The organism is Streptomyces glaucus (genome assembly GCF_039533365.1).
GTDB classification, from domain to species: Bacteria; Actinomycetota; Actinomycetes; order Streptomycetales; family Streptomycetaceae; genus Streptomyces; species Streptomyces glaucus.
The window spans coordinates 161,947-188,502 of sequence record NZ_BAAATK010000010.1 but is presented as its reverse complement, the minus strand read 5'-3'; the positions used below and the strand labels follow the sequence as shown (position 1 = coordinate 188,502).

The following is a 26,556-nucleotide window of genomic DNA, read 5'->3' as shown; positions in this document are numbered from 1 at the left end:
GCCGCCGCGTCCCGGGCGGCCGCGTCCCGGGCCGCCGCGTCCCCGATCCGGCGGGATCCCGGCGGAGCGGCCGCCCGTATCGCCGGTGCCTCCCCCCCCCCCCCCACGGGCCGGGGACCCGCCCCACGGCCTGCCGGAAACACCTCGGGCCCGGTTCCCTGGGAGGAACCGGGCCCGAGGCCGTGACAGAGCGGGCGACGGGAATCGAACCCGCGTAGCCAGTTTGGAAGACTGGGGCTCTACCATTGAGCTACGCCCGCACGCGACGCGCCGTGGACCGGTGGCCGCGGCACTGCAGTGCATCGTAGCGGGTGGTGCCCCCTCGCCGCACACCGCGTTCCCGCCCCCACCGGACCTTCACCGGCCCGGGGAAAATGCGGCCGCCCCGACGGCCTGGCGGCATGTACCCTACGTGTCGCACCAGACGGGGTGTGGCGCAGCTTGGTAGCGCGTCCGCTTTGGGAGCGGAAGGCCGTGGGTTCAAATCCCGCCACCCCGACCAGCCGATCGACCACCTCGTGCGATCGTCCCCTGATCAGGTCGGGGATCCCCTCGGGTGATCGCCTTTTGGGCCGTGTAGCCGCTGCCGTTACTATGCAAACTGCACGCCCGTGTGTCTCAGTGTCTGCAGTCCTCCGGGCGGCGAAATCCGCCGGGCCGCTCTGGCTCCGGCAGAAACCGAGAAGTCAGCCACAAGGAGACCGAACCGTGAAGAGCGCCGTGGAGACCCTGAACCCGACTCGGGTTCGGCTCACTGTCGAGGTGCCCTTCGAGGAGCTCAAGGACAGCCTCGACGCGGCGTACAAGAAGATCAACCAGCAGGTCACGGTGAAGGGCTTCCGCAAGGGCAAGGTCCCGGCCCGGGTCATCGACCAGCGGTTCGGCCGCGGTGCCGTGCTGGAGGAGGCCGTCAACGACGCGCTGCCGAAGTTCTACACCGAGGCGGTCAACGAGGCCGAGATCAGCCCGCTGGGCCAGCCCGAGGTCGACATCACGGAGCTGAAGGACGGCGAGACGCTGAACTTCACCGCCGAGGTCGACGTCCGCCCGGCCATCGAGATCCCGGACTACTCCGGCATCGAGGTCGAGGTCGACGCCGTCGAGGTCACCGACGAGGACGTCGAGAAGTCGGTCGAACAGCTGCGCGAGCGCTTCGCCTCCACCACCCCGGTCGAGCGTGCCGCCGAGGACGGCGACGTCGTCACCGTCGACCTGGAGGCCAAGGTCGACGGCGAGGTCCTGGAGGACGGCATCGCCAAGGGCGTCTCCTACACCATCGGCTCCGGTGAGCTGCTGGACGGCATCGACGACGCCGTGAAGGGCCTGTCGGCCGGCGAGGAGGCCACCTTCACCTCCGAGCTCAAGGGCGGCTCGGCGGCCGGCCGGGAGGCCGAGGTCACCGTCAAGGTCACCCAGGTCGCCCAGCGGGAGCTGCCCGAGCTGGACGACGAGTTCGCGCAGCTCGCCTCCGAGTTCGACACCCTCGAGGAGCTGAAGGCCGACAGCCGCAAGCGCCTGGAGAACATGAAGCAGTACGACCAGGCCACGCAGGCGCAGGAGCGCGTCCTGGACAAGCTGCTGGAGCTGGTCGAGGTCCCGGTCCCCGAGAAGCTGCTCGAGGACGAGATCAACACCCGCAAGCACAACCTGGAGCACCACCAGCTGGCGCAGATGGGCCTCACCCTCGACAAGTACCTGGAGATCCAGGGCAAGACCGCCGAGGAGTTCGAGACCGAGACCCGCGAGGCCGCGATCAAGGGCATCAAGACCCAGTTCGTGCTCGACGAGCTCGTCAAGCAGGAGAAGCTCAACGTCAACCAGGAGGAGCTCACCGAGCACCTCATGCGGCGCGCGGCCTCCTCCGGCATGTCCCCCGACCAGTTCGCCCAGGCGGTCGTCGAGGGCGGCCAGGTTCCGCTCCTGGTCGGCGAGGTCGCCCGCGGCAAGGCGCTGGCCGCCGTGGTCGAGAAGGCCACGGTGAAGGACACCAACGGCGAGATCGTCGACCTGGAGGACGAGGACGACGAGAACGGCGAGGACGCGGCCGAGGGCTCCGCCGAGAGCGGGACCGCCGAGGAGAAGACCGAGGGCTGATCCGCCCACGGCACTTCCACGCACGTGGCGACGGGCCCCGGGACTCGACCCGGGGCCCGTCGCCTTTCCCGGGACGCGCGGCCCGTATTCCCCTCCGGCCCGGCCCGCGGCGCTCTACGCCCCCGGCGAACACCCCCCACTCCGGGATTCCCCGGAAGGACCAGCGCGTTAGGGTCCATGAATACGAGGGCAGGGGAGTCGCCGAAACGGCCGAGCGGTCCCAAGCCCCGGCAGAACACGTGAGACGGCCCGGCGCCGTCGTAAGACGAGCAGGTGGATACGTGACGAATCTGATGCCCTCCGCCGCCGGCGAGCCCTCCATCGGTGGTGGCCTCGGCGACCAGGTCTACAACCGGCTGCTCAACGAGCGGATCATCTTCCTCGGCCAGCCGGTCGACGACGACATCGCGAACAAGATCACCGCACAGCTGCTGCTCCTTGCCGCCGACCCGGACAAGGACATCTTCCTGTACATCAACAGCCCCGGCGGCTCGATCACGGCCGGCATGGCGATCTACGACACCATGCAGTACATCAAGAACGACGTGGTGACCATCGCCATGGGCCTCGCGGCCTCCATGGGCCAGTTCCTGCTCAGCGCGGGCACGCCCGGCAAGCGCTTCGCGCTGCCGAACGCGGAGATCCTGATCCACCAGCCCTCCGCCGGCCTGGCCGGCTCGGCCTCGGACATCAAGATCCACGCCGAGCGGCTGCTGCACACCAAGAGGCGCATGGCCGAGCTCACCGCCCAGCACACCGGCCAGACGGTCGAGCAGATCACCCGCGACTCGGACCGCGACCGCTGGTTCGACGCGTACGAGGCCAAGGAGTACGGCCTCATCGACGACGTCATCGCCACGGCCGCCGGCATGCCGGGCGGCGGCGGCACCGGGGCCTGAGCGGCTCCCGCGGGGCCCGTACGCCCCGCGGAGCCGGACGACCCCGCAGGGCCCGGCAGGCCCCGCGAGGGTCCGCACGCCCCCAGCCAGCCCCAGCCGACCGCCTCAGCCCTTCTCAGGAGACACCGTGAACGACTTCCCCGGCAGTGGCCTCTACGACCGCACGCGCGCCGAGTACACCGGCCCCGCGGCCGAGTCCCGCTACGTCATCCCGCGCTTCGTGGAGCGCACCTCCCAGGGCATCCGCGAGTACGACCCGTACGCGAAGCTCTTCGAGGAGCGCGTGATCTTCCTCGGCGTCCAGATCGACGACGCCTCCGCCAACGACGTCATGGCGCAGCTGCTGTGCCTGGAGTCGATGGACCCCGACCGGGACATCTCGGTCTACATCAACAGCCCCGGTGGCTCCTTCACGGCGCTGACGGCGATCTACGACACGATGCAGTTCGTGAAGCCGGACATCCAGACGGTCTGCATGGGCCAGGCGGCCTCCGCCGCCGCCGTCCTGCTGGCCGCCGGCACGCCCGGCAAGCGCATGGCGCTGCCGAACGCCCGCGTGCTGATCCACCAGCCGTACAGCGAGACCGGCCGCGGCCAGGTCTCCGACCTGGAGATCGCCGCCAACGAGATCCTGCGGATGCGCTCGCAGCTGGAGGAGATGCTGGCCAAGCACTCCACCCAGCCGGTCGAGAAGATCCGCGAGGACATCGAGCGCGACAAGATCCTCACGGCCGAGGACGCGCTGTCCTACGGCCTGATCGACCAGATCATCTCCACCCGGAAGATGAACAACGCGGCGGTTCGCTGACGCGATGGCGGTCCCCCGGCTCGAGCGCGGTCTTGAGCCGGGGGAGGGTATCGTCTGTCGCCCCTCGGCACGGTTCGGCATCGTCCACGTCGAAGCGAACCGCGCCAAGGGGGGCCCGAACGGGGGGCCGGGCAAGGTACCGTCGGACATAAGGCAGCACCAGGAGCCGCTGGACTGACAACGTCCAGTCGTCTCCCAGGCGAAGGGGAAGCACACCGTGGCACGCATCGGTGACGGCGGCGATCTGCTCAAGTGCTCGTTCTGCGGCAAGAGCCAGAAGCAGGTCAAGAAGCTCATCGCAGGTCCCGGTGTGTACATCTGCGACGAGTGCATCGATCTCTGCAACGAGATCATCGAGGAGGAGCTCGCCGAGACCAGCGAGGTGCGCTGGGAGGAGCTCCCCAAGCCCCGCGAGATCTACGAGTTCCTCGACGGGTACGTGGTCGGCCAGGAGGCCGCCAAGAAGGCCCTCTCCGTGGCCGTCTACAACCACTACAAGCGCGTCCAGGCCGGTGAGAACGGCGGCGCGAGCGGCCGTGACGACGCCATCGAGCTGGCGAAGTCCAACATCCTGCTGCTGGGCCCCACGGGCTCCGGCAAGACCCTCCTGGCGCAGACCCTGGCCCGGATGCTGAACGTCCCGTTCGCCATCGCCGACGCCACGGCGCTCACCGAGGCGGGGTACGTCGGCGAGGACGTCGAGAACATCCTGCTCAAGCTGATCCAGGCGGCCGACTACGACGTCAAGAAGGCCGAGACCGGGATCATCTACATCGACGAGATCGACAAGGTCGCCCGCAAGAGCGAGAACCCGTCGATCACCCGGGACGTCAGCGGCGAGGGCGTGCAGCAGGCCCTGCTGAAGATCCTGGAGGGGACCACGGCCTCGGTCCCGCCGCAGGGCGGCCGCAAGCACCCCCACCAGGAGTTCATCCAGATCGACACGACGAACGTCCTGTTCATCGTGGGCGGTGCCTTCGCCGGCCTGGAGAAGATCATCGAGGCCCGGGCGGGCGCGAAGGGCATCGGCTTCGGCGCGACGATCCGCTCCAAGCGGGAGCTGGAGGCCAAGGACCAGTTCGAGGACGTCATGCCGGAGGACCTGGTCAAGTTCGGCATGATCCCCGAGTTCATCGGCCGCCTCCCCGTCATCACCTCCGTCCACAACCTGGACCGCGAGGCCCTGCTGAAGATCCTCGTCGAGCCGCGCAACGCGCTGGTGAAGCAGTACCAGCGGCTGTTCGAACTCGACGGTGTGGAGCTGGACTTCGAGCGCGAGGCGCTGGAGGCCATCGCCGACCAGGCGATCCTGCGCCAGACCGGCGCGCGCGGTCTGCGCGCCATCATGGAGGAGGTCCTCCAGGGCGTGATGTACGAGGTCCCGTCCCGCAAGGACGTCGCCCGCGTGGTCATCACCGCCGACGTGGTCCTCTCCAACGTCAACCCGACGCTGATCCCGCGCGACTCGCGGGGCCGCGGCCCGGGCGAGCAGAAGACGGCGTAACCGGGTACGACGGGCACGCGGGGCCGACCCGCCGCGGACGTGCCGAGGGCCCCGGTCTCCGGACCGGGGCCCTCGGCACGTCCGCGGCCGGTATCAGGCCTTGGCCCGGATCTCCTTGCGGAGCTTGACGGTGATGTCCGCCGCCACGTCCTTGCCGACGTTCCCCGCGGCGTCGCCCGGCGACACCATGGCGATGGTGCTGTGGTCCGCCCAGGCGCAGAACCAGTCGGTCTTCTCCTGCTGTGTGACCGCGTTCTTGCCCTTGGCCGCCTGGCACTTCATCAGCGCGCCGTCCAGCTCCACCGCCTCGGGCTCGCCGAGCAGTTCGGACGTGCCGCCGCCGGACGAGGAGGAGCCGTCCTCGGAGGACTTCTTCATGTCGGCGAAGAACCTGTCCAGCGCCGCCCCGGGGTCGGCGATCTCGCCGTACGCGCCGGCGTACGTGATGGTCCTGGCCGTGGCGAACTCCGACGCGCCGGACCCGCTGGACGGGTCGCCGGGGTCGTAGTCGCTCAGATCGGCCGTCGAGTAGAAGCCGATCACGGACTTGCCGTTCTTGACGCCGCTCTTCTCCAGCTCCGCCGCCGAGTCGTCCCCGGCGCTCGCGCCGTTCTTGGAGGCCCGCTTGTACTCGCTGAGCACCGTCGCCGGCGTCGTCAGCTTGTGCGGACCGTCGTCCTCCAGGCCGCCCGCGTCGCCGCCCCCGCCGATCATGACGTAGGCGCCGACGCCGATCGCCGCCACGACCGCGACCGCGCCGACGATCAGGCCCGCCCTCTTCTTGCCGCCGCCCGCGGCCGGGGGCTGGGGCATGCCGTACGGGGCCTGGCCGTAGGGCGGCTGCTGGCCGTACGGAGGCTGCTGGCCGTAGGGCGGCTGCCCGGCGTACGGGTTCGCCTGGGGCGGGACGCCCTGCGGGGGCTGCTGGGGATAGCCGTAGCCGGGCTGAGGGGACGGAGCCGGAGCCTGCTGCGGCTGGCCGTAGCCGGGCTGGGGGGCCTGCGGCGGCGGGCCGTACGGTCCCGGCTGGCCGTACGGTCCGGGCTGCTGGGGCTGTCCGCCGTACGGGCCCGGCTGGTTGTAGCTCATGACTGGGTTCCCCTCCGGATGCTTATGCGTTCCCGACATCCTGGCGCAGACACAGCGCGCACACGGAATCGGGGACCCCGCCGTTACAAAGCAATCGCGTTTCGGGACCGGGCCGCGGCCCCTCTAAACTGACCCCCGTGACCGAGAACACTCAGCAGCCGCAGACAGCGCCCACGACCGAACTGCCGACCCAGTACACGCCGGCCGAGGTAGAGGGGAAGCTGTACGAGCGCTGGGTGGACAAGGGGTACTTCACCGCCGACGCGGACAGCGACAAGCCCCCGTACACCATCGTCATCCCGCCGCCGAACGTCACCGGCTCCCTGCACCTGGGCCACGCCTTCCAGCACACGCTCATGGACGCGCTGACCCGCCGCAAGCGCATGCAGGGCCACGAGGCGCTGTGGCTGCCCGGCATGGACCACGCCGGCATCGCCACCCAGAACAAGGTCGAGCAGCAGCTCGCCGAGGAGGGCAAGTCGCGGCACGACCTGGGCCGCGAGGCGTTCGTCGAGCGCGTCTGGCGGTGGAAGGAGGAGTACGGCGGCAAGATCCTCGGCCAGATGCGCCGGCTCGGGGACGGGGTCGACTGGTCCCGCGAGCGGTTCACCATGGACGAGGGCCTGTCCAAGGCCGTCCTCACCATCTTCAAGAAGCTCTACGAGGACGGGCTGATCTACCGCGCCGAGCGCATCATCAACTGGTGCCCGCGGTGTCTGACCGCCATCTCCGACATCGAGGTGGAGTACCAGGAGGACGACGGCGAGCTCGTCTCCATCCGGTACGGCGAGGGCGACGAGACCCTGGTCGTGGCCACCACCCGCGCCGAGACCATGCTCGGCGACACCGCCGTCGCCGTGCACCCCGACGACGAGCGGTACAAGCACCTGGTCGGCAAGCGGATCAAGCTGCCGCTGACCGACCGGTCCATCCCGGTCGTCGCCGACAGCCACGTCGACCCCGAGTTCGGCACGGGCGCCGTCAAGGTCACCCCGGCCCACGACCCGAACGACTTCGCGATCGGCCAGCGGCACGGCCTGGAGTCCATCACGGTCATGGACGAGCGGGCGGTCATCACCGCCCACGGCCCCTTCCAGGGCCTGGACCGCTACGAGGCGCGCTCCGCCATCGTCGGCGCGCTGCGCTCGCAGGGCCGGATCGTGGCCGAGAAGCGGCCCTACGTCCACTCCGTCGGCCACTGCTCGCGCTGCAAGACGACGATCGAGCCGCGGCTGTCCCTGCAGTGGTGGGTCAAGGTCGGCCCGCTGGCCAAGGCCGCCGGCGACGCCGTCCGCGACGGGCGGGTGAAGATCCACCCCGAGGACATGTCGAAGCGCTACTTCGACTGGGTCGACAACATGAACGACTGGTGCATCTCGCGCCAGCTGTGGTGGGGCCACCGCATCCCGATCTGGTACGGCCCGGACGGCGAGGTCGTCTGCGTCGGCCCCGACGAGGAGCCGCCCGCCGGCGAGGGCTGGCACCAGGAGACCGACGTCCTCGACACCTGGTTCTCCTCCGGCCTGTGGCCCTTCTCCACGCTGGGCTGGCCCGAACAGACCGCGGACCTGCGGAAGTTCTACCCGACGGACGTCCTGCTGACCGGCCACGACATCATCTTCTTCTGGGTCGCCCGGATGATGATGTTCGGCCTGTACGCGATGGACGGCGAGGTCCCGTTCAGGACCATCGCGCTGACCGGTCTGGTCCGCGACGAGCGCGGCAAGAAGATGTCGAAGTCCTTCGGCAACGTGGTCGACCCGCTGGACTGGATGGACCGGTACGGCTCCGACGCCGTCCGCTTCACCCTGGCCCGCGGCGCCAACCCGGGCACCGACGTGCCGATCGGCGAGGACTGGGTCCAGGCGTCCCGCAACTTCGCCAACAAGATCTGGAACGCCACCCGCTTCGCGCTGATGAACGGCGCCACGGTCCAGGGCCCGCTGCCGGACCCGTCCGAGATGTCCTCGACGGACCGCTGGATCCTGTCCCGGCTGAACAAGACGGTCGCCGACGTCGACGCGTTCTACGAGGACTTCCAGTTCGCCAAGCTGTCGGACGCGCTGTACCACTTCGCGTGGGACGAGGTCTTCGACTGGTACGTCGAGCTGTCCAAGACCACGTTCCAGGCGGGCGGGGCCGCGGCCGAGGTCGGCAAGCGCGTCCTGGGCGAGGTCCTCGACGTCACCCTGAGGCTGCTGCACCCGGTGGTCCCCTTCGTCACGGAGGCGCTGTGGACCGCGCTGACCGGCGGCGAGTCGGTCGTCGTCGCCGACTGGCCGAAGGACTCCGGCTTCCGGGACGAGGCCGCCGAGCGGGAGATCGAGACGCTCCAGTCGGTGATCACCGAGGTCCGCCGCTTCCGCCACGACCAGGGCCTCCAGCCCGGCCAGCGGGTCCCGGCCCGGCTGACCCTCCGGGGCACGGCGCTCGCCCCGCACGAGGCCGCCATCCGGCAGCTGCTGCGGCTCCAGCCGGAGGGCGACTCCTTCACGGCGACGGCGACGCTGCCGGTCGCGGGCGTCGAGGTGGCGCTGGACCTGTCCGGGGCGATCGACGTGGCGGCGGAGCGGAAGCGGCTGGCCAAGGACCTGGCCGCCGCCGAGAAGGAGAAGGCGCAGGCCACGGCCAAGCTCGGCAACGAGGCCTTCCTCGCCAAGGCGCCGGAGCAGGTCGTGGAGAAGATCCGGACGCGGCTGGCCAAGGCCGACGAGGACATCGCGCGGATCCAGGCCCAGCTGGAGCGGCTGCCGCAGGCGTGACCGGACGCGCGTCGCCGCGGACGCGGGCGACCGTACGTGCGTGAGGCCCCCGGGACCGCGAGGCCCCGGGGGCCTTCCCGCGCCGCCGGGGCCGCTCACCGGCGGCGGGGGCCGGTGGCCCGGCCGGCCGCGGCCGCGCAGGCCGGCGGGACTTTCGTAGACTGGCCCCGTGAGTGAGCTCCCCCCGAACGACAGCGAGCAGCCCGACCCGCTCGACAGCTTCGACGAGATCATCGCGGCGGAGACGGACCGCGACCCCGATCTCGCCGTCATCGAGGCCGGCAGCCGCACCCTGCGCACCCAGGGCGGCCCGCCGCAGGCCGACGTGCCCGCGCGGCCGGAGGACCCGGAGGTCGACAGGGCGCTGCGCGAGGTCGAGGCGGAGCTGGCGACCCGCTGGGGCGAGACCAAGCTGGAACCCTCCGTCAGCCGGATCGCCGCGCTGATGGACGTGCTGGGCGAGCCGCAGCGGTCGTACCCCTCGATCCACATCACGGGGACCAACGGCAAGACCTCCACCGCCCGCATGGTCGAGGCCCTGCTCGGCGCCTTCGAGCTGCGCACCGGGCGGTACACCTCCCCGCACGTCCAGTCGATCACCGAGCGGATCAGCCTGGACGGCGCCCCGATCTCCGCCGAGCGGTTCGTCGAGACGTACCGGGACATCAAGCCGTACGTCGAGATGGTCGACTCGCAGCAGGAGTACCGGCTGTCCTTCTTCGAGGTGCTCACGGGCATGGCGTACGCGGCCTTCGCGGACGCGCCCGTGGACGTCGCCGTCGTCGAGGTCGGCATGGGCGGCAGCTGGGACGCCACCAACGTCATCGACGGCGACGTCGCCGTCGTCACCCCCATCGACCTCGACCACACCGACCGGCTCGGGGAGACGACCGCCGAGATCGCCGCCGAGAAGGCCGGCATCGTCAAGCGGGACGCCACCGTGATCCTGGCCCAGCAGCCGGTGGACGCGGCGCAGGTCCTGCTGAAGAGGTCCGTGGACGTGAACGCCACGGTGGCCCGCGAGGGCCTGGAGTTCGGCGTCCTGGCCCGGCAGGTCGCCGTCGGCGGGCAGCTGCTCACCCTGCGCGGGCTGGGCGGCGAGTACCCCGAGGTCTACCTCCCGCTGCACGGCGCCCACCAGGCGCACAACGCGGCCGTGGCGCTGGCCGCCGTCGAGGCGTTCTTCGGGGTCGGGGCGCAGCGTCCCGAGCCGCTGGACCTCGACACGGTGCGCAAGGCCTTCGCCGCGGTCTCCTCGCCGGGGCGGCTGGAGGTGGTGCGGCGGTCGCCGACCGTGGTCCTGGACGCCGCGCACAACCCGGCCGGGGCGCGGGCCACCGCGGAGGCGATCGGGGAGGCCTTCCAGTTCAGCCGGCTCATCGGGGTCGTCGGCGTCAGCGCCGACAAGAACGTGCGCGGGCTGCTGGAGGCCTTCGAACCGGTCTTCGCCGAGGTGGTCGTCACCCAGAACACCAGCCACCGCGCGATGGACGCCGACGCGCTGGCGGGAATCGCCGTCGAGGTGTTCGGCGAGGAGCGGGTCCAGGTGGAGCCGCGGCTGCCGGACGCGCTGGAGGCCGCGATCACGCTGGCCGAGGAGGAGGGCGAGTTCGCCGGCGGCGGTGTGCTCGTCACCGGTTCCGTCATCACCGTCGGCGAGGCCCGACTGCTCCTGGGGAAGGGCTGACATCCCGTGCGTACGCTCTGTTCCTCGACCCTGATCGGCGAGTTCTTCATCATCGGCTTCGCCGGGCTGGTCGCCATGAAGGACCCCGGCCTGTCCATGACGACGGTGTGGACGGTCAGCGGCGTCGCGATGTTCCTGTGCCTGCTGCTGTGCGGCCTGGTGACCCGCCCCGGCGGCGTCGCCCTCGGCTGGGCGCTGCAGATCGCGCTGATCGCCTCCGGCTTCGTCGTCCCGACGATGTTCTTCATGGGGGCGGTCTTCGCGGCCCTGTGGTGGGCCTCGGTGCACTACGGGCGGAAGATCGAGGAGGCGAAGGCGAGGTTCGCCGCGCGGACCGACTCCTCCGCGCCTGACGCTGCGTAACAGGCCCCCGGACACGCCGGGTAACCTCTTCACCCCGCACAACCTTTGAATCGAAGGAGCCCGTCGTGACCCAGCGCACCCTCGTCCTCCTCAAGCCCGACGCCGTCCGTCGTGGCCTGACCGGCGAGATCATCAGCCGTATCGAGCGCAAGGCCGGCTGGCGGATCACCGCGCTGGAGCTGCGCACCCTGGACACCGAGACGCTGGAGCAGCACTACGGCGAGCACAGGGGCAAGCCCTTCTACGAGCCGCTGGTGCAGTTCATGTCCTCCGGCCCGGTCGTGGCGATGATCGTCGAGGGCGAGCGGGTCGTCGAGGGCGTCCGCGCGCTGGCCGGTCCCACCGACCCGATCGCCGCGCCCCCCGGTTCCATCCGCGGTGACTACGGCGTGATCGTCCGGGAGAACCTGATCCACGCCTCCGACTCCGAGGAGTCCGCCGAGCGCGAGCTGAAGATCTTCTTCCCGGGCCGCGTCTGATTTCCCGCACACCGCTTTTTCTGACGATCCGTCAGTCCAATGGCCCGTCTGACCTGGGCGGCCGTGTGAAAACGGCCGCCCTGTGGCATATGCCGTGCCGATCGGGGGAACGCATGCCTCCGTTGGCCCGTCTCCACAAGCGAGTCGGTAGGCCATCTGCTGACAATGGCGGAGACCCTCGCGCAGTGTCCGCGCAGGCGCGTCTACGATGGAAGCCTGCACGTCACAGCACCCACCTCGCCGACCTGAAAAGCTCTCAAAAGCTCGTGGGAAGGCCAGACGAATCCTGATGGGGAACTCAATGTCGTTCATCGGCCGTGACATGGCTGTCGACCTCGGGACCGCCAACACGCTGGTGTACGTCAGGGGTCGCGGGATCGTACTCAACGAGCCGTCCGTCGTGGCGATCAACACCAACACCGGTGGCATCCTCGCGGTCGGCGCCGAAGCGAAGAAGATGATCGGGCGCACGCCCGGCAACATCGTTGCCGTGCGTCCGCTGAAGGACGGCGTGATCGCCGACTTCGAGATCACCGAGCGGATGCTCCGCTACTTCATCCTGAAGATCCACAAGCGGCGGTATCTGGCTCGTCCGCGGGTCGTCGTCTGTGTGCCCTCGGGCATCACCGGCGTCGAGCGCCGCGCCGTCATCGAGGCGTCGTCCCAGGCCGGCGCCCGTCAGGTGCACATCATCGAGGAGCCGATGGCCGCGGCCATCGGCTCCGGCCTGCCGGTCCACGAGGCCACGGGCAACATGGTGGTCGACATCGGCGGCGGCACCACGGAGGTCGCGGTCATCTCCCTCGGCGGCATCGTCACTGCCCAGTCCATCCGCGTGGCGGGCGACGAGCTGGACAACGCGATCATCCAGCACGTCAAGAAGGAGTACAGCCTCCTCCTCGGTGAGCGGACGGCCGAACAGATCAAGATCACGATCGGTTCGGCGTACGACCTCGACACTGACGAGCACACCGAAATCCGCGGCCGGGACCTCGTCTCCGGGCTGCCGAAGACCGTCGTCATCTCCGCGGCCGAGGTCCGCAAGGCGATCGAGGAACCGGTCAACGCCATCGTCGACGCCGTCAAGACGACCCTCGACAAGTGCCCGCCCGAGCTGTCCGGCGACATCATGGACCGAGGAATCGTTCTGACCGGCGGCGGGGCGCTGCTGCGCGGCCTCGACGAGCGGCTGCGCCGGGAGACCGGCATGCCGATCCACATCGCCGAGGACCCGCTGGACAGCGTGGCGCTCGGCTCCGGCAAGTGCGTCGAGGAGTTCGAGGCGCTCCAGCAGGTGCTGGACGCCCAGCCGCGCAGATGACGCGATGCGCCGATTCCGCCGTACGAGACGACCTCCTCTCGTACGGCGGATCGTTGATATGAAGATCTGAGCTTCTCCCGTACTTCCGCGCCCGCTCCACCCGAACACCCCGACACCTCATACCCGTTCACACCCGTTCTCTACGAGGAAGGCACGGCCGCCGCACGTGAGGGACACACGAGAGAGCCGGCTGCTCCTGGTGCTGCTGATCGCCATCGCGTTCGCGCTGATCACGGTGGACATCCGGGGCGGGGAGGATTCACCGGTCGACGGTGCCCGCCAGGCCGCCGCCGCCGTCCTCGGCCCGGTCGAGAACGGTGTGTCGGCCGCGGTCTCCCCGGTCGGCAACGCGGTCTCCGCGATCCGCGACTCCGGCGAGCGGCACGACCGGCTCGCCGCGCTGGAGCGGGAGAACGCGGCCCTCAAGGCCCGGCTCGGCAGCGACGACCGCGGCCGCAGCCGCCTCAAGCAGCTCGACACGATGCTGAAGCTCGCCGGCAAGGGCCAGTACGGCATCAAGGGCGCCCAGGTCATCGCCATAGGAGCGGCCCAGGGCTTCTCCTGGACCGTCACCATCGACATCGGCGCCAACGACGGCATCGAGCGGGACATGACCGTCCTCAACGGCGACGGCCTGGTGGGCCGTGTGACCACCGTCGGCCCCGACACCGCGACCGTGCTGCTCGCCAACGACCCCGACTTCACCGTCGGCACCCGGATGGAGGCCGGCGACGAACTCGGCTTCGCCTCCGGCCAGGGCGACCGCCCGCTGCGCGTGGAACTCCTCAACGGCAAGGCCGAGGTGAAGAAGGGCGACCGGCTCGTCACCTTCGGCTCCCAGGCCGACAAGCCGTTCGTGCCCGGCGTGCCCGTCGGCGTCGTCTCCCGCGTCGACCCCTCCGGCGGCGACCTGACCCGCACCCTCTCCGTCACCCCGTACGTCAGCTTCAGCAAGCTCGACATCGTCGGCGTCGTCGTCGAGGCGCCGAAGCGGGACCCGCGGGACACCGTCCTGCCGGACAAGCCCGAGCCGACCCCCAGGCCGACGGTGACGGTGACCGTGACCCCGTCCGCCGAGGCGCCCGCCGGCGGCCGGTTCCAGCCCGAGCAGTAGGAGCTCAAGCCCATGCGCGTCAACCGGATCCTGCTGTCCGTCCCGCTGGTCGTCGTCGCCCTGGTGATCCAGGTCAGCGTCCTCGCCCGCCTCCACCTCCCCGGCGCCGTCCCCGACCTGCTGCTGCTCACCGTCCTCGGCCTCGCGCTGGTGTACGGCCACGTCGGCGGCTCCCTCGTCGGCTTCGGCGCGGGCCTCCTCGCCGACCTCGCCCCGCCCGCCGACCACGCCGCGGGCCGCTACGCCCTGGTGCTGAGCGTCATCGGCTACCTCGCCGGACTCGCCAAGCCGGAGAACGGCCGGCTGAAGTCCGCCACCGGCCCCATGGTCGTGGTGGTCGCCGCCGCCATCGGCTCCACCCTGCTGTACGCCGGCGTCGGCGCCCTCGTCGGCGACACCGCCGCCCGCCACGTAGGCCTGCCCGGCCTGCTGTTCACGGCTGCCCTGTACGACCTGCTGCTCGCCCCGTTCGTCGTCCCCGGGATCATGGCGCTGGCCCGGCGCGCCGAGAACGACCCGCTCGCCGACACCGGCTCCGCCGCCCAGACCACCGACATCTCCTCCGGCTGGCTGGCCGGCGGCACCGGACTGCGGATCGGCGGCCGGCGCACCGCGCTGGGCGGGCTCAAGGCGCGGGCGGCCCGGGCCCGCGTCGCGCGCGCCGGACGCATCAAGGGGGTCAAGCGGCTGTGACCAGAGGGAAGTTCACCGGAACGGGTGAACAGGGGTGGAACCCCGCCGCACGGGCCGCCCGTTCATCACTCGTACTCGCACGCTCGTTCGCGCACGGAGAGGGGGAGGCGGCCGCGTGACCAACATTCCCGAGACCGGACGGTCCCCGCGCGTCCAGATCCGGCTCGTCATCATCCAGGTCCTCGTCCTCTCCCTCCTCGGCACCCTCGCCGGCCGGCTGTGGTACCTGCAGATCCGCGAGGGCGACGAGTACGCCAAGGAGGCCTCCGGCAACCACGTCCAGCAGGTCGTCCAGCCCGCCGTGCGCGGCTCGATCCTGGACGCGCGCGGCGTGCCGCTGGCCGACAACGAGACCCGCCTGGTCGTCTCCGCCTCCCGCACCGAACTGATGAAGATGAAGGACGACGGCAAGGCGGTCCTCACCAAGCTCGCCGGCGTCCTCTCCATGACCCCCAAGGAGGTCATGGAGAAGGTCCGGCTGTGCGACGCCGAGACGCCCCAGCCGTGCTGGAACGGCTCGCCCTACCAGCCGATCCCCATCACCGACGAGGCCACCCCCAGGCAGGCCCTGCAGATCCGCGAGCGCGCCGAGGACTTCCCCGGCATCACCGCCGAGCCGCAGGCCGTGCGCCGCTACCCCAGCCCCGGCAAGGCCAACACCGCGCAGGTCCTCGGCTACCTCTCGCCCGTCACCGACCAGGAGATCCAGCAGGCCCAGGACACCGACTCGCCCTACCTGCGCTCCGACCAGGTCGGCCGCTCCGGCCTGGAGCGGCAGTACGACAGGCAGCTGCGCGGCAAGGCCGGCGTCACCCGCTACGAGGTCGACAACCTCGGCCGCGTCATCGGCCAGGCCGAATCCGACGCCGCCCAGCCCGGCGACAACCTCGTCACCAGCATCGACGCCCGCGTGCAGCGCGTCGCCGAGTACGAGCTGAACGAGGCGATGAAGGCCGCCCGCAAGGAGTGGGACCGCAACACCAACCAGCGCTACAAGGCCGACGCGGGCGCCGTCGTGGTGATGGAGGCCAGGACCGGCCGCATCGTCGCCATGGCCTCCAACCCGACCTACGACCCGAACGCCTGGGTGGGCGGCATCTCCGCCAAGGACTACAAGAAGCTCACCGGCAAGAACTCCAACTACCCGCTGCTGAATCGCGCCATACAGGGTCAGGCGGCCCCCGGCTCGATCTTCAAGGTCGTCTCCACGGCCGCCGCGGTCGAGGCGGGCTACGAGTTCGACGGACGCTACGACTGCTCCAGCTCCTACTCGGTCGGCGGCCAGGTCTTCAAGAACTTCGAGTCGCAGAACCACGGCCCGATCGACCTCGGCCGCGCCCTGGAGGTCTCCTGCGACACCGTCTACTACCGGCTCGCGCACAACGAGTGGCGCAAGGACGGCGGCAGCAACCCGAAGAAGAACCCCGCCGACCACTTCTTCAAGGCCGCCCACCGGTTCGGCCTCGGCAAGGAGACCGGCATCGACCTGCCCAACGAGGTCACCGGCCGCGTCCCCGACCGCGAGTGGAAGCAGCGGTACTGGGAGGCCAACAAGGACGCCTGGTGCAAGACCGGCAAGAAGGACGGCAGTTACGTCGAGAGGATCGCGTACGAGAACTGCCTCGAAGGCAACAAGATGCGAGCCGGTGACGAGATCAACTACTCCATCGGCCAGGGCGACACCCTCGTCACCCCGATCCAGATGGCCACGATCTACGCCGCGATCTCCAACGGCGGCACCCTGTACACCCCGACCGTCGGCAAGGCGATCATCAGCGCCGACGGCAAGAAGGTCACCGAGATCGAGCCCGAGTCGCACGGCAGGCTGCCCATAAGCAAGCAGACCCGCGACAAGATGGACCAGGCCCTCGCCGGCGTCGCCACCCGCGGTACGGCCGCCTGGCGGTTCGGCGGCTGGCCGCAGGACGAGATCCCGATGCACGCCAAGACCGGCACCGCCGAGGTCTACGGCAAGCAGACCACGTCCTGGTTCGCCACGTACACCGAGGACTACGCGATCGTCATGACGATCTCCCAGGGCGGCACGGGTTCCGGCGCCTCCGGCCCGGCCGTCCGCAACATCTACGACGCGCTGTACGGCGTCTCCGACGACGGCGAGATCGACCGGAAGAAGGCGCTGCTGCCCGAACCGCAGAAGAGCCTGCCGAAGATCAAGACGGACGGCACCATCGCCGCGCCGAAGATCCCCCGGGACCCGGCCGACCAGCAGCAGGCCACCCGGCAGGGCGAGAGCGCCCCGGCCGACCGGCAGCAGGGAGCGACCGTGGCGACGCCGACCGCGGAGAACCGCGAGACCCGCAGGCGGCGACGCGGCGGGGCGAGGCGCGGGTGCGCGGGCCGGAGGGCGCCGGCATGACGGGCGCGAACAGCTTCCAGGTCTCCGGGTACGGGCCCGAGCGCGCCGGCTGGGCACGCCTGTTCGCCCGCGACTCGGTCGCGCGCCGGCTGGACTGGCCGATACTGCTGGCCGCCCTCGTGCTGTCGGTGATCGGCTCGCTCCTCGTCTTCTCCGCGACCCGCAACCGCACCGAGATCAACCAGGGCGACCCGTACTACTTCCTGCTGCGGCACCTCATGAACACCGGCATCGGGATCGCCCTGATGATCGGCACGATCTGGCTCGGCCACCGCATGCTGCGCACGGCCGTGCCGATCCTGTACGGCGTGTCGGTGTTCCTGATCCTGCTGGTGCTCACACCGCTGGGCTCGACCGTCAACGGCGCGCACTCCTGGATCGTGCTCGGCGGCGGTTTCTCGCTGCAGCCCTCGGAGTTCGTGAAGATCACGATCATCCTGGGCATGGCCATGCTGCTGGCGGCCCGGGTCGACGCGGGCGACAAGCAGTACCCCGACCACCGCACGGTCGTACAGGCGCTGGGCCTGGCCGCCGTGCCGATGGCGATCGTGATGCTCATGCCCGACCTCGGGTCGGTCATGGTGATGGTCGTCATCGTGCTCGGCGTGCTGCTCGCCTCCGGCGCGTCCAACCGGTGGGTGCTCGGCCTGATCGGCACCGGCGCGATCGGGGCGGTGGCCGTCTGGCAGCTCGGGGTGCTCGACGAGTACCAGATCAACCGCTTCGCCGCGTTCGCCAACCCCGAGCTGGACCCCGCCGGAGTCGGCTACAACACCAACCAGGCGCGCATCGCGATCGGCTCGGGCGGCCTGACCGGGGCCGGGCTCTTCAACGGGTCGCAGACGACCGGCCAGTTCGTGCCGGAACAGCAGACCGACTTCGTCTTCACGGTCGCGGGCGAGGAGCTGGGGTTCGTCGGCGCCGGCTTCATCATCCTCCTGCTCGGCGTGGTGCTGTGGCGCGCCTGCCGCATCGCCCGGGACACCCCCGACCTGTACGGCACGGTCGTGGCCGCCGGGATCGTCGCCTGGTTCGCCTTCCAGAGCTTCGAGAACATCGGGATGACGCTGGGCATCATGCCGGTGACCGGCCTGCCGCTGCCGTTCGTGTCGTACGGCGGGTCGTCGATGTTCGCCGTGTGGATAGCGGTGGGGCTGCTGCAGTCGATCACGGTGCAGCGGCCGATGTCGGCGTAGGGCTCCCCCGGGCCGCGGAGGCGTCCGGGGGCGGAGCGGTGTTCCGGGCGTGCGGGGGACCGCTCCGGCCGCGTTAGGCTAGATGGTCACCCGCCCTCCGGCCTCCGGCCGGGGGACCCCAGCCAGCACACGAAGGTTCCGCGAGATGCCTGCCGAAGCCGCTGAGTCTGTGTTCCCGCAGCTCGAAGCTCTGCTCCCGCATGTGCAGAAGCCGATCCAGTACGTCGGCGGAGAGCTCAACTCCACGGTCAAGGACTGGGACTCCTGCGACGTGCGCTGGGCCCTGATGTACCCGGACGCCTACGAGGTCGGACTGCCCAACCAGGGCGTCATGATCCTCTACGAGGTCCTCAACGAGCAGGAGGGCGTCCTCGCCGAGCGCACCTACAGCGTGTGGCCGGACCTGGAGGCGCTGATGCGGGAGCACGGCGTCCCGCAGTTCACGGTGGACAGCCACCGCCCGGTGAAGGCCTTCGACGTGCTCGGGCTGTCCTTCTCCACCGAGCTCGGCTACACCAACATGCTGGCGGCCCTGGACCTGGCCGGCATCCCCCTGGAGGCCCGGGACCGGACGCTGGACGACCCGATCGTCATGGCCGGCGGGCACGCCGCGTTCAACCCCGAGCCCATCGCGGACTTCATCGACTGCGCGGTGATCGGCGACGGCGAGCAGGCGGTCCTGGAGATCACGGAGATCATCCGCGTCTGGAAGGCCGAGGGCCGCCCGGGCGGCCGCGAGGAGCTCCTCCTGCGCCTGGCGAAGACCGGCGGGGTGTACGTCCCCGGCTTCTACGACGTGGAGTACCTGCCCGACGGCCGCATCGCCCGTGTCGTGCCGAACCGCAGCGGTGTCCCGTGGCGCGTGTCGAAGCACACGGTGATGGACCTCGACGAGTGGCCCTACCCCAAGCAGCCGCTGGTCCCGCTGGCGGAGACGGTCCACGAGCGCATGTCGGTCGAGATCTTCCGCGGCTGCACGCGCGGCTGCCGCTTCTGCCAGGCCGGCATGATCACCCGCCCGGTCCGGGAGCGCTCCATCACCGGCATCGGCGAGATGGTCGACAAGGGCCTGAAGGCGACGGGCTTCGAGGAGGTGGGCCTGCTCTCCCTGTCCTCGGCGGACCACTCGGAGATCGGCGACATCGCCAAGGGCCTGGCGGACCGCTACGAGGACGACAAGATCGGCCTCTCGCTGCCCTCCACCCGCGTGGACGCCTTCAACATCGACCTGGCGAACGAGCTGACGCGCAACGGCCGCCGCTCGGGCCTGACCTTCGCCCCGGAGGGCGGCTCGGAACGCATCCGCAAGGTCATCAACAAGATGGTCTCGGAGGAGGACCTGATCCGCACGGTCGCCACCGCCTACGGCAACGGCTGGCGCCAGGTGAAGCTGTACTTCATGTGCGGCCTGCCCACGGAGACCGACGAGGACGTCCTCCAGATCGCCGACATGGCCACCCGCGTCATCCAGAAGGGCCGCGAGGTCTCCGGTTCCCACGACATCCGCTGCACGGTCTCGATCGGCGGCTTCGTGCCCAAGCCGCACACCCCGTTCCAGTGGGCGCCGCAGCTGAGCGCGGAGGAGACGGACGCCCGCCTGGCCAAGCTCCGGGACAAGATCCGCGGCGACAAGAAGTACGGCCGCTCCATCGGCTTCCGCTACCACGACGGCAAGCCCGGCATCGTCGAGGGCCTGCTCTCCCGCGGCGACCGCCGCGTCGGCGCGGTCATCCGGGCCGTCTACGAGGACGGCGGCCGCTTCGACGGCTGGCGCGAGCACTTCTCGTACGACCGCTGGATGCAGTGCGCCGAGAAGGCCCTCGCCCCGTACGGCGTGGACGTCGACTGGTACACCACCCGCGAGCGCACCTACGAGGAGGTCCTGCCCTGGGACCACCTCGACTCCGGCCTCGACAAGGACTGGCTCTGGGAGGACTGGCAGGACGCCCTCGACGAGCAGGAGGTCGAGGACTGCCGCTGGACGCCGTGCTTCGACTGCGGGGTGTGCCCGCAGATGGACACCCACATCCAGATCGGCCCGACCGGCAAGAAGCTGCTGCCGCTGACGGTCAAGAACAGCGGGCCGGCGCCGAGCGCTCACTCTCACTGACGTGAGCGAGACACTCGATCGGGTGGTTGAGGCCCTGGCGGGGGCGAGCGAGGACGAGATGACTGCTGCGCTGGCTGCTGTCGGGTCTTCGAGTCGTCGGCAGCCAGCTCGGCAGAGTGGGCCTTGTACGCCTCTGCCGGGCCCGGGAGGGGCCTTGGCCCCCCACTCAGAGGTGGAGTGGGTCTGAGGCTCTCGGAGCCTCGCTGAAGCATCCTGGCGGCTATTGAGCCCCCTCCGACCGGGAGGGGGCTCAATAGTGTCGGCGCTCGGTGACGTCCTGGCACGGTGAGGTCGCGTCGTGAAGAACGGGTGGGCGGTGACCTCCCCGAACGATCCGTTCCGATCGCTTTGGCAACTTGATATTCAGGATGGCGATTGCTGGATACAGTCGTTTTGTCACTACTGGTTGCGGGGGCAACTAGAGCTCGGTCGACTGTGTCGACGTCCTGGGGAGGGCCTGTAGCGCATGAGTCGTCGCTCTGCTGGTTTTGTCGGTGCGTGGGCTGAGATTCAGCGGCAGCAACAACGTCAGGTGGAAGCCGAGGCGAGGCAGCGCCGGGAGGAGGCGTGGCAGACGCGGGCTTACCAGCGTTCTACTGCGCAAGGCCACCGGGAGTACCACCAGGCGGAGGCCAGGCGACGTACAGAGGAACTGGAAGCCCAGGTTGCAGCCCTGCAAGGTCTGCTGACCACGGGCTGTCAGGCGCCGGCCTTCAGGGCATCGTCCCTCATGCGTGCGGAAGACATTCCACCGTTCGACCCCGGGCAGCTTGCCTGGCCGGTACGGATGCCCGACCCGAACCAGTACCAGGCTCAGGGTGGCTGGACCGCCAGTCAGCGGGCGCGGGCACAGGCCGAGGCGCGGGCTCGGTTCGAGCAGGACTGGCACGCCGCCCAGGTCGCCGAGGCGCAGCGGCAGCAACAGCTAGCCGCGTTGCAGCGGGACTACGAGCAGAGGACGGAGTCCCGGCGAGCCGAGGTGAGTCGGCACAATGCCGGGATCGTGGAAGTGACCGAAGGAGTCAGGCAGGGTGCCCCGGACTCCGTGGTCGAGTACTTCTCCGCTGCGCTCTACGCGTCGACGGCCTGGCCGGAGGGCTTTCCTCGGCAGGTGGCGGCGGCCTACGACGCAGCGGGGCGGCAGTTGGTGCTGGACTGGGAACTACCCGCATACGACGTTGTTCCGGAAGCGAAGTCCGTGAGGTACGCATCCCGGGAGGATCAGTACAAGGAAGCAGCACGTCCGGTGAGCCAGCGTCGGGCGCTGTACCGAGAGGTGCTGGGGCAGAGCATGCTGCTGGTGCTGCATCAGCTGTTCACGGCAGACGAGTACGGCGTCCTCGACTCAGTAGCCCTGAACGGCTTCGTGGACGCCCCCGATCCGGCGACAGGACGGCAGACGCAGATCTTTCTGGCGACCGTCATGGCTTCTCGGGCGGCTTTCACGGACCTGCATCTGGGGCAGGTGGACCCGGTCAGCTGCCTGACCGACGCGTTAAGGGGGCAGATCTCGACCCGGCCCGACCAGCTCACCTCCGTGCGGCCGAGCCGGCAGCCCCGGGACGTCGGTAGCCCTGTGGCCGCCCACGGTGGCGACCATGAGCCGAATCTGTACGACATGGATCCGATCGCCTTCGAGTCCCTCGTCGCCGATCTGTTCCGCGCCATGGGTATGCAGGCCGTGACGACTCAGCGCTCGAACGATGGCGGCGTGGACGTCGATGCGATGGACCCGACTCCGATCCGCGGCGGCAAGATCGTCATACAGGTGAAGCGCTACCGCAACACGGTGCCGCCCACAGCGGTGCGCGACCTCTACGGCACTGTCCAGGACGTCGGCGCCAACAAGGGCGTCCTCGTGACGACGTCCGGATTCGGTCCGGGCTCTCATACCTTCGCCAGGGGCAAGCCTTTGGAGCTGATCCCGGGCAGTGAACTCGTCGACCTGCTGCACAGGCATGGACTGCGTGGACGCTTGGGAAGGGAAGGAGCGGCGGCCCCGGCGCAGCCGACACGGTCCAGCACTGCGACTCCGCCTGACGACTACAACGTGCTGGGCATGACGTGGTCCGGCAATGTCGCACTCGACGTGTGCGCGCTGGTCTGCCGTGGCAGCCAAGTCCTCAGCGAAGATCACTTCGTCTTCTTCAACAACCCGCAGACACCGGACGGCTCGGTACGCGCAGTACCGGCTGCGGGACCGGACAAGGCAGCCATTCGTGTCACCTTCGATGGGCTGCCGGATGCCGCTGATCGGTTCGTGATGGTGGCTGCTGTGGACCCTGAGGTGAACCCGGAGGCTGATCTGTCCGGATTCACCAATGCCTGCATCCGGCTCCTGGATCCGGCGATGACCGAACTCGGGCGGCTTGAGGTCTCCGATGGGCGCGCCGGGGAGACCGCATTGGTGCTCGGATCCTTCCGGCGCAGGTCCAATGGTGACTGGGATTTCGTGCTGGGCGGCAAGGGTTATACGGGCGGCCTGGAGCAGCTCGTCCGGGACTACGGCATAGATGTGGAGTAAGGCTCCATTGTCGATACGTAGAACCCGTCATGCCCGCAGATGGACACCCACATCCAGATCGGCCCGACCGGCAAGAAGCTGCTGCCGCTGACGGTCAAGAACGCGGCGCCGGCTCCCACCGGAAAGGCCGGCTGAGCCCTCCGGCGGCACCCCGGCGGCCTCCGTCGAGCCCCCTCCCGGCGCGGTGGGGGCTCGGGGCGGGGCCGGAGGTCCGGGGCGCGGCCGTGCGGAGCTTGCCGGGCGCCGGCCTGCCGGGCGTTCTCCCCGATGCGCGCGGGGGAGAGCCCGCCGTCCGGCCCGGGGCAGCTCGCGTGGCCGGTGCACATGCCCGACCCGGAAGCAGTACCGGGCGCAGGGCGGCCGGGCCGCCGACCGGCGTGCGCGGGCGGAGGCGTGGGCCCTTTCGAGCGGGACCGGCACGCCGCGCAGGCGGCCGGGGCGCGGCGCCCGCAGCAGCCGGCGGCCCTTTGGAACGGTTCCCGCCGGGCCGGTGTGCGGGCTCCGTCCGCGCGTCCGGTGGATCCGGGCCCGGGGCTGGGACGTCTACGCAGGTATGGATCTGGAGAAGAGGCCGGAGCGGCACGAGGAGCCCCAGGGGTGTCTCGCCGTAGCGATCCGTGTTCCCGTGCGGATCGTGGCGCTGGTGCTGGTCGTGCCGGTACGGATGGTGTGGGATGCGCTGGCCGCCGGGGGGCGGTTCCTGTACGGCGCGGTGCTCACCCCGCTCGGGCGCGCGCTGCGGTGGGCCGGGCGGGCGGTGTTCGTGTGGCCCTTCGTGGGGCTGTGGCGGTACGTCCTGGTTCCCGCGGGCAGGGCGCTGGCCTGGCTCGTGCGGTACCTCGTCGTCGTTCCCGCGGTGTGGCTCTACCGGCACCTGCTGACGCCCCTCGGCCGCGGGCTGGTCCGGCTGGCCCGGGGGATCGGGGCCGCGCTGGTTTGGGTGTACGCGTACGCGCTGGCGCCGATCGGGCGGGCGTCGAGGTGGGTCCTCGCGGGGATCGGGGCCGTGCTCGCGGTCCTCGGGGCCGGGGGGTACGCCGTGGTCGTCCGGCTCGTGCGGTACCTCGTCGTCGCGCCCGCCCGGTGGCTGTACGCCCGGGTCCTCACCCCGCTCGGGCACGCCGTCGCCTGGTGCGCCAAGGGGCTGGTGCGGCTGGGGAGCACGATCGTCACCGGGGTCGGCGCGGCCCTGTACGGGATCGTGCGGATCCTCGTCGTCCTGCCCGTCCGCGCCGTGTGGCGCTGGATCCTCGCCCCCGCCGGCCGTGTCCTCGCCGTCGTCGGACGGGAGGCGCGGGCCGCCCTCGGGCACGCCTGGCGGATCGCCGGGCACCTCTCGCTCGCCGTCGGACGGTTCCTCGCGACCCTTTTCCGGTGGATCCTCCTCGAACCGGTGCGGTGGGTGTACCGCGGCGTGCTGACCCCCGTCGGGCACCTGGTGCGGGACGCCGTTGTGCGGCCCGCCGCCGAAGCCGTGCGCGGTGCGGGGCGGGCCGTGCGGCAGGCCCGCGCCGACGTCCGCCGGACGCTGTTCGGGGAGCCCCGGCGAGGGCGGGCGGCGGACCGCCGGGAACCTTCGGCGGCCGAGGCACGTACTCTTGGTAGCAGTACGACCGCTCTCACGAAGGACTGAACGACACTGGGCAAGCGACAGCCCGAAGGCCCGCCGCCCCTACCCGCGGTGCAGCGCATCCGACTGCGCTACACCAAGCGCGGCCGCCTCCGGTTCACCAGCCACCGTGACTTCCAGCGCGCCTTCGAGCGTGCGTTGCGCCGCGCCGAGGTGCCCATGGCCTACTCGGCGGGGTTCACACCGCACCCGAAGGTGTCGTACGCCAATGCCGCACCCACCGGCACGGGCAGTGAGGCGGAGTATCTGGAGATCGCGCTCACCCAGGCGCGCGACCCGGAGCAGCTCAGGCTCCTCCTCGACGAGTCGCTGCCCGCCGGGCTCGACATCGTCGAGGCGGTCGAGGCCCGGACCGGCGGACTCGCCGACCGGCTCACGGCTTCCGTCTGGGAGCTGCGGCTGGACGGCGTGGACCCGGCCGAGGCCCGGCGCGCGGTGGAGGCCTTCAACGCGGCCGACACCGTCGAGGTCCAGCGGCTGACCAAGAACGGCGTCCGCACCTTCGACGCCCGTTCCGCGGTCGTGAGCCTGGAGAGTGTGGAAACACACGGTTCGCAGGCTGATAGGCCGAGCGACCAGCCCTGTGCGATACTGCGGCTGGTTGTTCGGCACGTGACGCCTGCCGTACGACCCGACGACGTCCTGTCCGGTCTCAGCGCCGTGGCCGACCTGGCGCCGCCGGTCCCCGCAGCGGTGACCAGGCTGGCGCAGGGGCTGTTCGATGAAGAGACCGGGACGGTGACCGACCCGCTCGCGCCCGACCGCGAGGCAGCAGCGCCCGAGCCGCACCCGGCCGGCGCGACTGCCGCCGCGAAGGCACCGGCGTAAGGAAGGTCCCGCACAGGGACGGACGTCGAAGCGCCGCCCTCGAACTCGGGAGCCACCTGGGTCGGGCAGCGCACCGACCAGAAGACTTTCGCCAGGCCGTACGCGACATGGCTTACGGAACCGGCGAGACAGGACACAGAGAGCTCCCGTGCGGCGCCCGCGCCCCGGACGGCGGACACCGCGCACCGCGCGAGCCGCGGACGTCACCGGCATCGCCGGACCAGGTGCGGCGCCCGGGAGCCTGACGGGAGATACGCCCGCATGCTCAAGCCGACCGAACCCACCGAGGGTTCCGAACTGAAGACTCCCAGCGACACGCTGCCGCCGCGCAGGCGACGCCGTGCCGCCTCCCGCCCGGCGGGCCCGCCGGCCACCGCCTCCGACACGCCGGCGGAGACCGTCACGCCGGCCATACCGGCCGCCGAGCCCTCCGACCTCGCGGCACAGGCCGAGGAGGAGGAAGCGGCGGTTGCCGCCGAAGGCGCCGGGAACGCCGAAGGCCAGGCGACCGCGGCGACCGAAGCGGCCGCCGGTGCGGAAGAAACCGTAGCGGCTGCCGAGGAGAAGGAAGACACGGGGGCGGCGCAGACCGGTGCCGCCGTCTCCGGCGGCGAGGAAGCCGCGCCTGCCGGGCGCAGGCGCCGCCGGGTGGTCCGCCGGGCGTCCGCGCCCGCCGGGTCTTTGGCGTCGACGGCGGCCGAGACCGTCGTACCGGCGACGCCCGCCGCGTCCGCCGCGCCCGTCGCGTCCGGTGCGGACAGCACCTCCGGCGCCGGGGCGGAGGAGCGGACCGAGGCTCCCGACGGGACCGCGTCCGGCCAGGAGGCCGAGAGCGCCGCTCCGCGGCGTGCTCGCCGCCGGGTGACGCGCGAGGTGGCCTCGCCCACCGCCCCGTCCGTGCCGGCGGAGGCCGCCGGCACCTCCCCGGCGACGGCGACCGCCGGGAGCGCCGAGGCCGCCGAGGAGGCGGAGCCCGCCGGGGCCGCCGAGCAGGCGGAGCCCGCCGAGACCGGTGAGGAGGCCGCTCCGCGTCGGGTGCGCCGTCGTGCGACGCGCCGCGTGTCCGCGCCCACCGGGG

General features: G+C 70.7%; 18 protein-coding genes, 2 tRNA genes and 1 pseudogene. 19 read left to right on the top strand and 2 right to left on the bottom strand.

What is annotated here, in order from left to right; all coding sequences use genetic code 11:
- Positions 1-189 precede the first annotated feature (189 nt).
- Positions 190-260: transfer RNA gene (locus ABD363_RS10850), tRNA-Gly, on the bottom strand.
- 165 nt (positions 261-425) lie between these two features.
- On the opposite strand from ABD363_RS10850, the gene ABD363_RS10845 reads away from it, so the two are divergent.
- The 5 genes from ABD363_RS10845 (at position 426) to clpX (ending at position 5,305) form a co-directional block, all read left to right on the top strand.
- A tRNA-Pro gene (locus ABD363_RS10845) sits at positions 426-502 on the top strand.
- 206 nt (positions 503-708) lie between these two features.
- Positions 709-2,094 carry a trigger factor gene (tig, locus tag ABD363_RS10840; RefSeq protein WP_344602103.1) on the top strand — a complete coding sequence of 462 codons (1,386 nt, stop codon included), beginning with the start codon at positions 709-711 and terminating at the stop codon, positions 2,092-2,094.
- A gap of 293 nt (positions 2,095-2,387) precedes the next feature.
- On the top strand, positions 2,388-2,993 hold the full coding sequence (locus tag ABD363_RS10835; protein WP_344602123.1) for an ATP-dependent Clp protease proteolytic subunit: 606 nt from the start codon (positions 2,388-2,390) through the stop codon (positions 2,991-2,993).
- A gap of 127 nt (positions 2,994-3,120) precedes the next feature.
- Complete coding sequence (locus ABD363_RS10830; RefSeq protein WP_344602101.1) at positions 3,121-3,801, top strand: ATP-dependent Clp protease proteolytic subunit; 681 nt, start codon at positions 3,121-3,123, stop codon at positions 3,799-3,801.
- A gap of 217 nt (positions 3,802-4,018) precedes the next feature.
- Positions 4,019-5,305 carry an ATP-dependent Clp protease ATP-binding subunit ClpX gene (gene clpX, locus ABD363_RS10825; protein ID WP_344602099.1) on the top strand — a complete coding sequence of 429 codons (1,287 nt, stop codon included), beginning with the start codon at positions 4,019-4,021 and terminating at the stop codon, positions 5,303-5,305.
- 93 nt (positions 5,306-5,398) lie between these two features.
- Here the strand turns inward: clpX and ABD363_RS10820 are convergent, their stop codons facing one another.
- Entirely contained in the window at positions 5,399-6,394 is a 996-nt protein-coding gene (locus ABD363_RS10820; RefSeq protein WP_344602097.1) for a hypothetical protein, read from the bottom strand.
- A 137-nt stretch (positions 6,395-6,531) separates the two neighbouring features.
- Here ABD363_RS10820 and ABD363_RS10815 point away from each other — a divergent pair, with 137 nt between their 5' ends.
- From ABD363_RS10815 to ABD363_RS10750, 14 genes and pseudogenes are all read left to right on the top strand, one after another.
- Complete coding sequence (locus tag ABD363_RS10815) at positions 6,532-9,156, top strand: valine--tRNA ligase (protein ID WP_344602095.1); 2,625 nt, start codon at positions 6,532-6,534, stop codon at positions 9,154-9,156.
- 169 nt (positions 9,157-9,325) lie between these two features.
- Positions 9,326-10,843, top strand: coding sequence for a bifunctional tetrahydrofolate synthase/dihydrofolate synthase (gene folC, locus ABD363_RS10810; protein WP_344602093.1), 1,518 nt, complete (start codon positions 9,326-9,328; stop codon positions 10,841-10,843).
- A gap of 6 nt (positions 10,844-10,849) precedes the next feature.
- Positions 10,850-11,206: a DUF4233 domain-containing protein gene (locus tag ABD363_RS10805; RefSeq protein WP_344602091.1), complete on the top strand. Its 357-nt coding sequence runs from the start codon at positions 10,850-10,852 to the stop codon at positions 11,204-11,206.
- A 65-nt stretch (positions 11,207-11,271) separates the two neighbouring features.
- Positions 11,272-11,685, top strand: a complete 414-nt coding sequence (gene ndk / locus ABD363_RS10800) for a nucleoside-diphosphate kinase (protein WP_344602089.1) — start codon at positions 11,272-11,274, stop codon at positions 11,683-11,685.
- 301 nt (positions 11,686-11,986) lie between these two features.
- Positions 11,987-13,006, top strand: a complete 1,020-nt coding sequence (locus ABD363_RS10795) for a rod shape-determining protein (protein ID WP_028422119.1) — start codon at positions 11,987-11,989, stop codon at positions 13,004-13,006.
- A gap of 166 nt (positions 13,007-13,172) precedes the next feature.
- A complete protein-coding gene (gene mreC, locus ABD363_RS10790) occupies positions 13,173-14,120 on the top strand; it encodes a rod shape-determining protein MreC (RefSeq protein ID WP_344602087.1) in 948 nt (315 codons plus the stop codon).
- A 12-nt stretch (positions 14,121-14,132) separates the two neighbouring features.
- A complete protein-coding gene (gene mreD / locus ABD363_RS10785) occupies positions 14,133-14,813 on the top strand; it encodes a rod shape-determining protein MreD (protein WP_344602085.1) in 681 nt (226 codons plus the stop codon).
- A gap of 115 nt (positions 14,814-14,928) precedes the next feature.
- Positions 14,929-17,190, top strand: coding sequence for a penicillin-binding protein 2 (gene mrdA / locus ABD363_RS10780; protein ID WP_344602083.1), 2,262 nt, complete (start codon positions 14,929-14,931; stop codon positions 17,188-17,190).
- Positions 17,187-18,386, top strand: a complete 1,200-nt coding sequence (rodA, locus tag ABD363_RS10775; protein ID WP_344602081.1) for a rod shape-determining protein RodA — start codon at positions 17,187-17,189, stop codon at positions 18,384-18,386. Before mrdA ends, rodA begins: the two co-directional genes overlap by 4 nt.
- Before the next feature lie 145 nt (positions 18,387-18,531).
- On the top strand, positions 18,532-20,496 hold the full coding sequence (locus tag ABD363_RS10770) for a TIGR03960 family B12-binding radical SAM protein (RefSeq protein WP_344602079.1): 1,965 nt from the start codon (positions 18,532-18,534) through the stop codon (positions 20,494-20,496).
- A 466-nt stretch (positions 20,497-20,962) separates the two neighbouring features.
- Positions 20,963-23,020: a restriction endonuclease gene (locus ABD363_RS10765; protein WP_344602077.1), complete on the top strand. Its 2,058-nt coding sequence runs from the start codon at positions 20,963-20,965 to the stop codon at positions 23,018-23,020.
- Positions 23,021-23,573: 553 nt separating this feature from the next.
- A complete protein-coding gene (locus ABD363_RS10760) occupies positions 23,574-24,653 on the top strand; it encodes a hypothetical protein (RefSeq protein ID WP_344602075.1) in 1,080 nt (359 codons plus the stop codon).
- A 48-nt stretch (positions 24,654-24,701) separates the two neighbouring features.
- Complete coding sequence (locus ABD363_RS10755; protein ID WP_344602073.1) at positions 24,702-25,478, top strand: TIGR03936 family radical SAM-associated protein; 777 nt, start codon at positions 24,702-24,704, stop codon at positions 25,476-25,478.
- Between the two features lie 261 nt (positions 25,479-25,739).
- Positions 25,740-26,556, top strand: a pseudogene (locus ABD363_RS10750) (Rne/Rng family ribonuclease); the annotation flags it as partial.